11 protein-coding genes are annotated in these 11,593 nt (G+C 73.1%); 9 read left to right on the top strand and 2 right to left on the bottom strand.

The genetic code is table 11. The features are described 5' to 3' along the window. The first annotated feature begins 113 nt into the window (after positions 1 to 113). The 7 genes from AB0R04_RS13510 to AB0R04_RS13480 all read left to right on the top strand — a co-directional run bounded on the left by AB0R04_RS13510 (position 114) and on the right by AB0R04_RS13480 (position 6,497). Positions 114 to 530 (top strand): PPOX class F420-dependent oxidoreductase, encoded by a 417-nt coding sequence (locus tag AB0R04_RS13510; RefSeq protein ID WP_107453052.1) that lies wholly within the window; start codon positions 114 to 116, stop codon positions 528 to 530. A gap of 43 nt (positions 531 to 573) precedes the next feature. After that, on the top strand, positions 574 to 987 hold the full coding sequence (locus AB0R04_RS13505; RefSeq protein ID WP_363370690.1) for a hypothetical protein: 414 nt from the start codon (positions 574 to 576) through the stop codon (positions 985 to 987). A gap of 83 nt (positions 988 to 1,070) precedes the next feature. After that, positions 1,071 to 1,955, top strand: coding sequence for an NAD(P)-dependent oxidoreductase (locus AB0R04_RS13500; protein WP_363370688.1), 885 nt, complete (start codon positions 1,071 to 1,073; stop codon positions 1,953 to 1,955). 86 nt (positions 1,956 to 2,041) lie between these two features. Continuing rightward, on the top strand, positions 2,042 to 2,620 hold the full coding sequence (locus tag AB0R04_RS13495) for an NAD(P)H-dependent oxidoreductase (protein WP_363370686.1): 579 nt from the start codon (positions 2,042 to 2,044) through the stop codon (positions 2,618 to 2,620). Positions 2,621 to 2,968: 348 nt separating this feature from the next. After that, the gene (locus AB0R04_RS13490) at positions 2,969 to 4,207 is read left to right on the top strand and encodes an LPXTG cell wall anchor domain-containing protein (protein ID WP_363370684.1); all 1,239 of its coding nucleotides are present in this window, start codon (positions 2,969 to 2,971) and stop codon (positions 4,205 to 4,207) included. Positions 4,208 to 4,443: 236 nt separating this feature from the next. Further along, complete coding sequence (locus AB0R04_RS13485) at positions 4,444 to 5,604, top strand: hypothetical protein (RefSeq protein WP_363370705.1); 1,161 nt, start codon at positions 4,444 to 4,446, stop codon at positions 5,602 to 5,604. Positions 5,605 to 5,723: 119 nt separating this feature from the next. After that, a complete protein-coding gene (locus AB0R04_RS13480; protein WP_363370682.1) occupies positions 5,724 to 6,497 on the top strand; it encodes a MerR family transcriptional regulator in 774 nt (257 codons plus the stop codon). Positions 6,498 to 6,587: 90 nt separating this feature from the next. On the opposite strand, the gene AB0R04_RS13475 is transcribed toward AB0R04_RS13480, so the two are convergent. Beyond that, a complete protein-coding gene (locus AB0R04_RS13475) occupies positions 6,588 to 7,646 on the bottom strand; it encodes a helix-turn-helix domain-containing protein (protein WP_363370680.1) in 1,059 nt (352 codons plus the stop codon). Positions 7,647 to 7,880: 234 nt separating this feature from the next. Between AB0R04_RS13475 and AB0R04_RS13470 the strand changes: the two genes are divergently transcribed. Together AB0R04_RS13470 and AB0R04_RS13465 are read left to right on the top strand one after the other, a co-directional pair. After that, positions 7,881 to 8,555, top strand: a complete 675-nt coding sequence (locus AB0R04_RS13470) for a SigE family RNA polymerase sigma factor (RefSeq protein ID WP_363370678.1) — start codon at positions 7,881 to 7,883, stop codon at positions 8,553 to 8,555. Further along, positions 8,552 to 10,006, top strand: coding sequence for a hypothetical protein (locus tag AB0R04_RS13465; RefSeq protein WP_363370676.1), 1,455 nt, complete (start codon positions 8,552 to 8,554; stop codon positions 10,004 to 10,006). The genes AB0R04_RS13470 and AB0R04_RS13465 overlap by 4 nt, the downstream gene beginning before the upstream one ends. A 52-nt stretch (positions 10,007 to 10,058) precedes the next feature. Here the strand turns inward: AB0R04_RS13465 and AB0R04_RS13460 are convergent, their stop codons facing one another. Continuing rightward, positions 10,059 to 11,558 (bottom strand): aminopeptidase P family protein, encoded by a 1,500-nt coding sequence (locus tag AB0R04_RS13460; protein WP_363370674.1) that lies wholly within the window; start codon positions 11,556 to 11,558, stop codon positions 10,059 to 10,061. Between the last annotated feature and the right edge of the window lie 35 nt (positions 11,559 to 11,593).

Raw genomic sequence — 11,593 nt, 5'->3', positions numbered from 1 at the left:
GGCGTCCAGCGACATCGTCTTCAGCAGCGAGGCGGTGCGCGGCTTGACCGCGTTCTTCCCGTCCCCTGATGCGCGGGGCGGGCCGACCGGCCAGGATGGGCGGTATGCCGACGATGACCGATGACCAGTGGCGGGCGTTCCTCTCCGAGGGCACCCGCACCGCCAAGCTCGCCACCACCCGGGCCGACGGCCGCCCGCACGTCGCGCCGGTCTGGTTCCTGCTGGACGGCGACGAGCTCGTCTTCAACACCGGTGCGGGCACCGTCAAGGGCCGCACCCTGGCCCGCGACGGCCGGGTGATGATCTGCGTGGACGACGACCGGCCGCCCTTCGCGTACGTCCTCGTGCAGGGCACCGCCCGGCTGAGCGAGGATCTGGCCGAGGTGCGCGCCTGGGCCACCCGGATCGCCGCCCGGTACATGGGGGAGGACGTCGCGGAGCAGTACGGGGCCCGGAACGGCGTGCCGGGGGAACTGCTCGTTCGGGTGAAGATCGAGAAGGTCTCCGCAGAACACGGGGTGGCCCTCTGAAAAGCCGGTGCCACTGTCAGTGGTGCATGGCAGGCTTCCCGGTATGACGGCGTGGACCCTCAACGACATCGAACGTGCGATCCGCTCCTCCTGGGGTGTCGACACCTGTGCGCCCGAGGATCTGGCCCACTGGCGTCCCGACAATCCCGCCCGCGGCCAGTGCGGGGTGACGGCGATGGTGGTGCACGACCTGCTGGGCGGCGAGCTGATGATGGGCGAGGTGCACGTCGGCGGGATCCGGACGGATCTGCACTGGTGGAACCGCTTCGCCACCGGCATCGAGATCGACCTCACCCGCGAGCAGTTCGGGCCGGACGAACTGGTCAGCCCCGGCCGTCCGGTCGCCCGCCCGACCCGCCCCGGCCGGCTCCAGGCCCAGTACGAGCTGCTGAGCCACCGGGTGGTCACCGAACTGGAGCGCGGCCGCGTCCGGCTGCCGGAGCGCGCCTGCGCGTGAGTCCGTCCAGTACGCAGGGGCCACCGTCTCCTGACGTACAGTCATCCGCAATGCGGTGACGGTGACGGCGACGGGAGTGTGCGATGGCCGGGGCGACGATCGGCTTCGTGGGGCTGGGCGCGATGGGGCGGGGAATGGCCGGCAGCCTGCTGCGGGCCGGCCACGCCGTCCGGGTCTGGAACCGCTCGCCCGAGCCGGTGGCCGCCCTGGTGGCCGAGGGCGCCGAGGCGGCCGGCACGCTCGCCGAGGTGTACGCCGCCGACACCGTGGTCTCCATGCTCGCCAACGACGAGGCGGTCGAACGGCTGCTGCTCGATCCCGCCCTGCTCGCGGGATCCGCGACGACCCTGCACGTCAACATGGCCAGCATCTCCGTCGGGCTCGCCGAGCGCGCCGAGGCGCTGCACACCGAGCACGGCATCGGCTACCTGGCCGCCCCGGTCCTCGGCCGTCCGCCGGTCGCGGCGGCTGGCCGGTTGAACATCCTGACCGCCGGCGCGCCGGAGCTGCTGGCCCGCGCGGAGCCGCTGTTCGCCGCGATGGGGGAGCGCACCTGGCACTTCGGTGCGAGCCCGCGACAGGCCAACACCGCCAAGATCAGCACCAACTTCCTGCTGGCCTGCGCGATCGAGTCGATGGCCGAGGCGTGCAGCCTGGCCGAGGCCCACGGCGTCCGGCCGACCGACCTGGTCGAGATGCTCACCGGCACGCTGTTCCCGGGGCCGGTCTACTCCGGCTACGGCGCGATGGTGGCCGAACGCCGCTACGAGCCGGCCGGGTTCAGACTGCCGCTGGGGCTCAAGGACGTCGGCCTGGCCCTGGAGGCCGGGGCCGCGCGGAACGTCCCGCTCCCGTTCGGCGGCATCCTGCGGGATGCCTTCCTGGACGCGCTGGCCCACGGCGACGCGGACAAGGACTGGGCGGCCGTCGCGGCCGTCGCCCGGCGCCGGGCCGGCCTGCCCGCCTGAGTGAACTCCCGGGCGCCGGACGTGGAATAACCGGGGTGCGGGGGGCGCTCGCACCTCCATCCGCACCACCGACCGGGGGAGTTCCGATGGCCGACCAGCCGGCCGGCGCCGAGGCGCCGCGCACCTTTCTGTTCCTCGACGCCAGTTCGCGTGCCGGCGGCAACTCCGAGCAACTCGCCCGGCTGGCCGCCGAGGCGAGCCTGCCGGCCGGGTCGGAGCAGCGCTGGCTGCGGCTGAGCGAGCACCCGCTGCCGCCCTTCGAGGACCTGCGGCACGTCGGGGACGGCCGCTACCCCGAGCCGGTCGGTCATGAACGGACCTTGCTGGACGCCACGTCGGCGGCCACCGACCTGGTCTTCGTCGCACCGCTGTACTGGTACTCGCTGCCGACCAGCGCGAAGCTCTACCTCGACCACTGGTCGTCCTGGCTCCGGCAGCCCGGGGCGGACTTCCGTGCCCGGATGCGCGGCGGCACCGTCTGGGGCGTCACCGCCCTCGCCACCGAGGACGACAAGGCCGAACCGTTGATCGGCACGCTCCGGCTGACGGCCGAGTACATGGGGATGCGCTGGGGCGGCGCGCTGCTCGGCAACGGCACCCGCCCCGGGGACGTGCTGCGCGACGAGCGGGCGCTGATCGCGGCCAAGTCCTTCTTCGCGGGCTGAGCCCGCGTACCCGCTCCGGCGGGCGGTCGCATGGGCATTCGCCAGACGTTCACACGACCGATCGCTTCACGCCACGCGAGGCCGTGCGATACGGTCTTCCGGGCGTGTACCCGTCACTCTCCGGTCATCTTTCGGCAAAGAGCAAAAGCCGTACCGCAGGACGGAATTGGGCGATTCGGGCACTCCCGTCCCGTGAGCGGTCCCCAGCGTGACACCCGCCTTCCGGAGTGGCCGGATCCTTAGGTAATCTCCGTCGGACTTTCAAGCTTCGCGGGGGGTTCGAGGCGTCCACGGCCGCCCGCCCCGCCGCACCCCGGGCCTCGCCCGGACTCTTCCGTGAGGTCTCCCTTGTCCATACGTCGCAGTCTTGCCCTTGCCGGCGTCGCCGCGCTCGCGTCCTCGCTCGTGCTGTCCGGCGCCCAGGGCGCCATGGCCGTCGGCACCACCGGTTCCCCGTCCGCCGCCGCCCAGGTGGCCGGCAAGGCCTCCCACCAGAGCCTCGACCTCTCGGTGAACGGCGTGCCCGGCACCTTCATCGCCGGCGGCGACGCCCGCGACTTCACCTTCAAGATCGACAACTCGACGAAGCACGACTTCCTCTTCCTCCCGCTGCTCAAGTTCAAGAACAAGGCGGGCTCGCTCAAGGCGAAGGACCTCAAGGTCCAGTACCAGCTGCCCGGCGGCCAGTGGCAGACCGGTTCGGTCGCCGCCGACGGCGGCGAGGACAAGGACAAGTCCGTCCTCACCCTGCTCGGCGCCCTCGGCCAGGACGGCAACCCCACCGACGACGACCTGCTCGTCGTGAACCGCGGCAAGAGCTTCTCGATCAAGGTCCGGGTCTCCTTCACCTCGGAGGCGCCGCTCGGCCGGGCCGGCGTCGTCCCGGTGGTGTTCTCCGCCGAGCTCGACGACGAGACCCACGCGCCGGTCGACGGGGGCCACCTCAGCTGCGACGGCGTCCGCGGCGCGGGCTTCGTGATCAAGGCGGGCGGCGGCGGCAAGCCGAGCCCGACCATCACCCCGACCCACACCGGCAAGCCCAGCCCGACCGCGAGCACCTCGCCGACCACCTCCACCTCGCCGACCACCTCCACCTCGCCGACCACCTCCACCTCGCCGACGCCCTCCCACTCGGCGACCGCGAGCACGTCGCCGACGGCCACCACCACGGCCACCGCCACTGCCACGGCCACCACCTCCACCTCGGCCACCCCGAGCGCCGAGCCGACCACGCCGTCGCCCTCGGTCCCGCCGACCACCCCGACCATTCCGACCACCCCGACCACGGGCGAGCCGTCCGGCTCCGCCTCCGCGTCGACCTCCGCCCCGGCCCCGGCCGACGGCAACGGCGACACCGCCGGCCCGATCGACTTCCCGGTGGCCGTCCCGACCCTCACCCCGCCGCCGCTCACCCCGGCCGCCGTCACCAAGGCCAAGGCCGCCGCCGACAACGGCGACAAGGCCCTGGCCCAGACCGGTGGCGGTGACGACACCACCGCCATCGCCGTGGCCGGCGGCGCCGTGCTGCTCGCCGGTGTCGGCACCCTCGTGGCGCTTCGCCGCCGCAAGTCGGCCCAGCAGGGCTGACCGCGGCCGCAAGGCTCGCTCCAGCCGTTACACCGAGGCGGTACCCGCCTGACAACTGCCCGCGCCGCCCGGCCGTCCGTTCGACGGACCTCCGGGCGGCGCGGGCGGGACACCTCCGTCACATAGGATGTCCGGCCGGAGGGGGGCGGAACCGGCGGGGAGAGGGACAGGTGCGGGGATCACGCACGGCACGGACGGCCACCGACTACGAGTCGGCGACCGGGCGGATCGCGGGGCTGCCGCTGCGCAGGCACCACGTTCTGCTGGTGGCCTGGACGGTGCTCTGGTTCTTCCTGGTCGAGCCCAGCGGAGGCTTCTCCTGGCACTACCTGCGCCAGGGTGAGCAGCTGCTCTTCAGCGACCACCCGGACGGCGGGCTGGCGCTCTACGCCCACCACCCGGAGCTGCAGATCGGCCCGGTCAGCCTGGCCGTGGCCCGGCTCACGGCCCCGTTCTCGGCCCACACCGGCCAGCTGATCGCCGAGGCGGCGATGTCCGGGCTCGGCCTGGTGATGCTGGTCCTGATCGGTCGCACCGCCGCCCTGTACTACCTGGGCACCGGCACCAACCACCGCCGGCTCCAGCAGCGCCTGCTGATCGCCGGGCTGGCGTTCATCCCGATGTGGGTCGAGGTCTCGGTCCGCTTCGCGCACCTGGACGACGTCCTGGCGCTGTTCTTCACCACCCTCGCCGTGCACGCCCTGGCCCGCGGCAAACCCACCATGGTCGGCGTCTACCTGGCGCTGGCGGTGGACTCCAAGCCCTGGGCGATCGCCTTCGCCCCGCTGATCCTGGCGCTGCCCAGGCCCGCCTGGCTGCGCAGTGCGCTCTGGTTCGTCGGACTGGTGGCGATCGCCTGGCTGCCGTTCTACCTGGGCAATCTGGACACCCTGGCCGCCGCCAAGTTCACCATCCCCAACCAGCCGGCCTCCGCACTGCGCTGGTTCGGGGTGACCGACCCGGCCACCCCCTGGTGGGACCGTCCGACCCAGTTCGCCCTCGGCCTCGGCCTCGGCACCATCGCGGTCTGGCGCGGCCGCTGGCCGGCCGTGGTGCTGCTCGGCGCGGACGCCCGGATCCTGCTCGACCCGAGCGTCTACACCTACTACACGGCCTCGATCCTGCTCGGCACCCTGCTCTGGGACGCGGTCGGGCAGAAGCGGCTCGTCCCGTGGTGGAGCTGGATAGCGCTGGCCGCGCTGTACGGCGGGACGCTGCTCATCCCGTCCGACGCGGGCCGCGGCTTCGTCCGGCTGGCCTTCGTGGTGGTCTCCGCCGCGTACGTGCTGTTCTGGCCCACCCAGCAGACGCGCCGCCCGCGGTCCCCGGCGGACGGCGAGGGGCGGCGCCGTTCCTCCCGGCGGCGCGAGCGCGTCCTGACCGGCACCGGAGTCTGACCGGCACCGGCCCCGGCACGGGCGCAGTCACGGCGCCGGGGCCCTCCCTTCCGAGGACGGCTTGACCCTCACGCGGCGTGAGAGCGGAGGCTGGTGGTCAGCACGAAGGGAGAACCCGGATGAGCAGCGAGGGCTACTCGGTCGGCGCCGTGGCCAAGATCGCCAAGGTGACCGTCCGCACCCTGCACCACTACGACGAGATCGGCCTGTTGTCCCCCGCGGACCGCACCCGGACCGGCTACCGCCGCTACCAGGACGCCGACCTCGACCGGTTGCAGCAGATCCTCTTCTACCGCGAACTCGGGTTCCCCCTGGAAGAGATCGCGGCGATCCTGGACGACGACTCGGTCAGCCCGAGCGAGCACCTCCGGCGGCAGCACCAACTGCTGACCGACCGGATCAGGCACCTCCAGGACCTCGCCACAGCCGTCGAACACGCCATGGAGGCACGAAGAATGGGCATTCAGCTGAGCCCGGAGGAGAAGTTCGAGATCTTCGGCGAGGGCTACCAGGAGGAGTGGGAGCAGGAGGCCGAACAGCGCTGGGGCGACACCGCGGCCTGGGCCGAGTCGCAGCGCCGCACCGGCGGCTACGACAAGGCCGACTGGCAGCGGATCCAGACGGAGATGGCCGACCTCAACACCCGCCTGGTCGAGGCGCTCACCGCCGGCGAACCCGCCGACGGCGCCGCCGCCACGGACCTCGCCGAGGCGCACCGGCAGCACATCTGCCAGAACTTCTACGACTGCACGTTCACCATCCACCGCGGCCTGGCCGGGCTGTACGTCTCCGACCCGCGGTGGACCGCCACCTACGAGAACCTCGCCCCGGGCCTGGCGCAGTGGCTGCACGACGCCATCCTCGCCAACGCGGACCGGCACGAGAAGGCATAGTCGCCGCCGGATGCCGGATGCCGGATGCCGGATGCCGGATGCCGGATGCCGGATGCCGGATGCCGGATACCGGGCCGCGTGGCCGGGGGGCTACGCGACCCCGCGCCCGAAGGAGCGCCGGTAGGCGGTCGGGGAGGTGCGCATCACCCGGCCGAAGTGGTGGCGGAAGGTCGCGGCGCTCTCGAAGCCGACCGCCGCCGCGATCTCCTCCACCGTCCCCTCCGGTGACTCCAGCAACGGCAGGCTGGCCGCGATGCGCTGGGTGACGACCCAGCGCATCGGGCTGGTGCCGTTGCGGGCCGTGAAGTGCCGCAGGTACGAGCGGTCCGACATCCGGGCGGCGCGGGCCAGCAGCGGGATGGTCAGCGGGGACGCCAGGTGGCCCATCGCCCACTGCATGCTGCGGGCGACCCCGTCGTCCTCCTCCTCGACCGGGCGGACGGCGGCCTCGATGAACTGGGCCTGCCCGCCGTCCCGGTGCGGCGCCACCACGAAGCGGCGGGCCACGCTGTTGGCGACCTTGGCGCCGTGGTCGCGGCGGACCAGGTGCAGGCAGAGGTCGATCCCGGCGGCGCTGCCCGCGCTGGTGAGCACGTTCCCGTTGTCGACGTACAGCACGTCCGGGTTGACCCGCACGTCCGGGTGGCGCTGCTGGAGCAGGTCGGCGTACCGCCAGTGGGTGGTCGCCTCCTGCCCGTCGAGCAGTCCGGCGGCGGCCAGCGCGAAGGCGCCCGAGCAGATCGAGACGATCCGGGCGCCGCGCTCGTGCGCCGTCCGCAGCGCGGTGACCAGTCCGGGGGAGACCGCGCCGCTGAACGCGTTCGGCACCCCGGGGACCACCACGGTGTCGGCCGAGGCCAGTTCGTCCAGCCCGTGCCGGGCGGTCAGCGCGAACCCGCCCACCGCGTCCAGCGCCGTCCCGGGCCGGTCGGCGCACACCTTCAGCCCGTACCAGGGCGCTGCCAGCAGGCCGCCCAGTTCCGGCCGGGCCAGCCCGAACACCTCCACCACCACGCCGAGTTCAAAGGGCGCCATGCCCGCGAAGGCGTACACCGCGACGTGGTGCACCGGCTCCGGGCGGGGGCCGATGACGACGGGCACCGGGCCCGGCCCGGTGCCGACCGGGCCCTCGACGTGCTGCTCGGTCATGCGGACCCCCTGCTGACGGGTGGCGGGATGGCGGTGAGTGTAGCCGTTCCGGCCGGCCGGGAATCCTGCTCGAATCCACCTGCAACCTCCACCCCGGTCACACGTCCATTGGTACGGGGGCGGAGAGGGGCGGGCCGAGAGCGGCTGTCAGGATCTCCCCGATCACGATCTTGATCAGGAGTCCTGACGGTCCGGCGAGAGCCGCCACCGTCCCGGGGGAAAGCGGAAACGCGCATGTCCATGGCCATCGGGCCGATCGCCGGGCCGACGAGGGGGCGCGGTTTCTCCGTTCGCGGAGTGGTCGCCGTGCTGTTCGGCGCGCAGGAGGCCGACGAGGTGCCCGCCGGTCCGGGCGACGAGCCGGCGGCGCAGCGCCGTTCCGGCTTCCGGCTGCTGCGCGGCGGGCGCAAGCCCGCGGAGGGCCGGCCCACCCTGACCGACCTGTACCACGCCCACCGGCTGGGCCTGGTGCGGATGGCCGTCCTCCTGGTCGACCACCAGGACCTGGCCGAGGACGTCGTCCAGGAGGCCTTCACCCAGCTCTACCAGCGGTACGGCGAGCACCTGGACGACCTGGACAACGCGCTCGGGTACCTGCGCACCGCGGTGGTCAACGGCGCCCGGTCGGTGCTGCGCCGCCGGAAGACCGCCCGCGAGTACGTCCCGCCGCACGAGCCCGACGCCGCCTCCGCGGAGGACCACGCGGTGCTCAACGACGAGCACCGGCGGGTGCTCGCGGCCATGCAGGAGCTGACCCCCCGCCAGCGCGAGGTGCTGGTGCTGCGCTACTGGTCCGACCTGTCGGAGGCGCAGATCGCCGAGACCCTGGGGCTGTCCCGGGGTGCCGTGAAGTCCACCGCCAGCCGGGCCCTGGACGCCTTGGAAAAGCATCTGGAGAAGGTTCGATGACCGACAAGCTCCCCGGCCGCGAGAGCGGAGGCCGAGACGGTGACGGGCCGGCCGAGACGGCGACCGAACGGCTGCTGCGCGAGGCGATGAACGCCCGCACCTCGCTGATCACCGCGCGCGGCCTGCGCCCGGCGCAACCGCCGCGCGGCCGGGTGCGGCGCTTGCGCCCGGTGTACCTGACCGCCGTGCCGGTCTTCGCGCTGGCCGCCTCCCTGGCGATCGGCCTGCTCACCTTCCACGGCGACCCGCTGGCCAGGAAGGACGTCCCCCCGCCGGCCGCCACCACGACGACCTCGCCGAGCCCGACCCCCGAACCGACCGCCGCCCCGACCCCCACGGCCCCCTCGCCGGACACCGGCAGTCCCGCCGCCGACCCGGAGACCGGGGCCCCCCTCTCCGACCCGACGTCGGCCGGCACCCGGACGACGGTGCCGCCCACCACCCCCGCCACCACCCCGGCCACCACCGCGCCGGCCGGGACGACGTACCCCTTCCGGGGCGTCAAGTTCAAGATCCCGCCAGGCTGGCGGGCCGTCAATCCGGATCCTGCCGCCAACAGCCTCTGCATCCTGAGCCCGAGTGCTCCGCAGGACGCGTCGGCCGGGGACTGCCTGCCGCACGGCGTGCTTCTGACGGTCCTGGACCAGGAGTCGGAGTCCTGGCCGAGGCTGCCCGACCTGGATTCCGGCAGCGGTTGGTCCACGCAGCCCTGGTGCCCGGCGTGGTCCTACTCCCCCACGCTCGCCAGGAGCGGACAGATCGACAGTGTCGGCCCGACCAGGAGCACACCCACCGTGGCAGGCCGTGCCGCACGCAAGTCGCAGTGGCAGATCAACTGCGGTGGCGACGCCTTCACGGCCCAGATGTGGGCCCTGCCGAAGGACTTCGTGTCCGTCGCGGCGATCGGCCTCAAGGCCGACTACCAGCCCGGACTGATGACGATCGTCAACACCCTCGACCTGAGCGGCCGCCAGGCGCCGCCCACGGAGGCCAACCGGAACGACATCGCGGTCGCCTTCGACGGCCTGGCGGCCGGTCAGCAGCTGACGGCGGGGAGCCCGGCCGTCACCTTCTCGGTGACCTTCCGGAACACCAGCCAGAACACCTACGGCCGGTTGCAGCCGCTGGTCGTCACGGAGCCCTACCCGGGTTCGCCGCCGGCGCAGGTCGTGCAGGGGCCCAACGACGGCAAGCTGGAGCGTCAGGACGGCGACACCTGGAGGCCGGTGCCGATGGGGCCGGGCAGCGACATGGGCTACGCGCTGGCGGACCAGGCGTCGCTGTTCTCCCTGGCTCCGGGGCAGACCAGGAAGGTCACCTACCGGCTGACCCTGGGCGCCGGGAACGGCCCGGGGGACATGCCGGTCTCGGCGCAGGTGACGCTTCCGTACAACGGAAGCAAGCTGACCGTGCTCGGCGAGAAGAAGATCTCCGTCAAGGTCACCAAGTGACACGAGGGCCCGGCCTCCCCACCGCGGGGAGGCCGGGCCCTCGGTGGGTGGCTCAGGCCAGCGAGGCCATCCAGGCCTCGACCTCGTCGGCGCGGCGCGGCAGGCCGGCCGAGAGGTTCTCGTTGCCGTCGGCGGTGACCAGGATGTCGTCCTCGATCCGGACGCCGATGCCGCGGTACTCCTGCGGCACGGTCAGGTCGTCCTGCTGGAAGTACAGGCCGGGCTCGACGGTGAGGACCATGCCGGGCACCAGCAGCGCGTCGGCGTGCTCCTCGCGGCGGGAGTGGGCGCAGTCGTGGACGTCGAGGCCGAGCATGTGGCCGGTGCCGTGCAGGGTCCAGCGGCGCTGGAGGCCCAGCTCCAGGACCTTCTCGACGTCGTAGGCCGAGGCGTCCAGCAGGCCCCAGGCGAGCAGGCGCTCGGCGAGCACGCGCTGCGAGGCGTCGTGGAAGTCGCGGAAGCGGGCGCCGGGCTTCACCGCGGCGATGCCGGCCTCCTGGGCGTCGTACACGGCGTCGTAGATCTTGCGCTGGAGGTCGTTGAAGCGGCCGTCGATCGGCAGGGTGCGGGTGACGTCGGCGGTGTAGAGGGTGTGGGTCTCCACGCCGGCGTCCAGCAGCAGCAGCTCGCCGGGGCGGACGTCGCCGTCGTTGCGGACCCAGTGCAGCGTGGTGGCGTGCGGGCCGGCGGCGGCGATGGTGCCGTAGCCGACGTCGTTGCCCTCGACCCGGGCGCGGCGCCAGAAGGTGCCCTCGATCCAGCGCTCGGAGGTGGCGACGGCCTGGCCGAGCTCGCGGACCACGTCGGTGAAGCCCTTGACGGTGGCGTCGCAGGCGGCGCGCAGCTCGCCGACCTCCCACTCGTCCTTGACCAGCCGCAGGCCGCTCAGGAACTCCTTGAACTCGGCGTCCCGGTCGGCGTCCAGCACGTCGGCCAGGGTGTTCTCCAGGCCGGCGTCGTAGCCGCGGACGATCCGGGTGGGCACTGCGGAGTCCTTGGTGCGCCCGGCCAGTTCCTCGGCGGCCTTGCGCACGTCGCGCGCCGGCAGGCCGAGCAGCTGCTCCTGCTCGCCCAGGCTGTTGCGGCGGCCGACCCACAGCTCGCCGTAGCCGTCCAGCCAGAACTCGCCGTTCTCGCGGTCGGAGCGGGGCAGCAGGTAGAGGGCGAACTCGTGGCCGGCGTCGCCGGTGGGCTCGGCGACGAGCACGGCGTCCTCGGTCTGGTCGCCGGTGAGGTGCACGTACTCGCTGGAGGCGCGGAAGCTGTAGTCGGTGTCGTTGGAGCGCATCCGCAGGTTGCCGGCCGGGACGACCAGCCGCTCGCCGGGGTAGGCGGCGGAGAGCCGGGCGCGGCGCTCGGCCGCGTACGGGGCCTGGGCGACCGGGACGAGGCCGTGCAGGTCGGTGTCGGCCCAGCCGGTCTTCATCGAGGCGGCCAGCTCGTCGGAGACCTCGCCGTACAGGCCGTTCTTGCGGCCCTTGAACTGCTGCGGCTCGTCGCCGCCGTCGGCTTCGGGGTTCTCGGCCACTGCGGGCGTGCGGTCCTCGGTCACGTGTAACGCCTCCTTGGGGTGGTACCGCCGCCCCT

The sequence above is a fragment of the Kitasatospora sp. NPDC056731 genome (assembly GCF_040687675.1).
Classification (GTDB): domain Bacteria; phylum Actinomycetota; class Actinomycetes; order Streptomycetales; family Streptomycetaceae; genus Kitasatospora.
Note: the sequence above shows the minus strand (reverse complement) of the source record. Positions and strands in the feature narration are given on the sequence as shown.

Excerpts from the sequence above, each read along its gene's own strand:
- AB0R04_RS13510 (WP_107453052.1), top strand. The coding sequence starts at position 114 with ATGACCGATGACCAGTGGCGGGCGTTCCTCTCCGAGGGCACCCGCACC.
- AB0R04_RS13505 (WP_363370690.1), top strand. The coding sequence starts at position 574 with ATGACGGCGTGGACCCTCAACGACATCGAACGTGCGATCCGCTCCTCC.
- AB0R04_RS13500 (WP_363370688.1), top strand. The coding sequence starts at position 1,071 with ATGGCCGGGGCGACGATCGGCTTCGTGGGGCTGGGCGCGATGGGGCGG.
- AB0R04_RS13495 (WP_363370686.1), top strand. The coding sequence starts at position 2,042 with ATGGCCGACCAGCCGGCCGGCGCCGAGGCGCCGCGCACCTTTCTGTTC.
- AB0R04_RS13480 (WP_363370682.1), top strand. The coding sequence starts at position 5,724 with ATGAGCAGCGAGGGCTACTCGGTCGGCGCCGTGGCCAAGATCGCCAAG.
- AB0R04_RS13475 (WP_363370680.1), bottom strand. The coding sequence starts at position 7,646 with ATGACCGAGCAGCACGTCGAGGGCCCGGTCGGCACCGGGCCGGGCCCG.
- AB0R04_RS13470 (WP_363370678.1), top strand. The coding sequence starts at position 7,881 with ATGTCCATGGCCATCGGGCCGATCGCCGGGCCGACGAGGGGGCGCGGT.
- AB0R04_RS13465 (WP_363370676.1), top strand. The coding sequence starts at position 8,552 with ATGACCGACAAGCTCCCCGGCCGCGAGAGCGGAGGCCGAGACGGTGAC.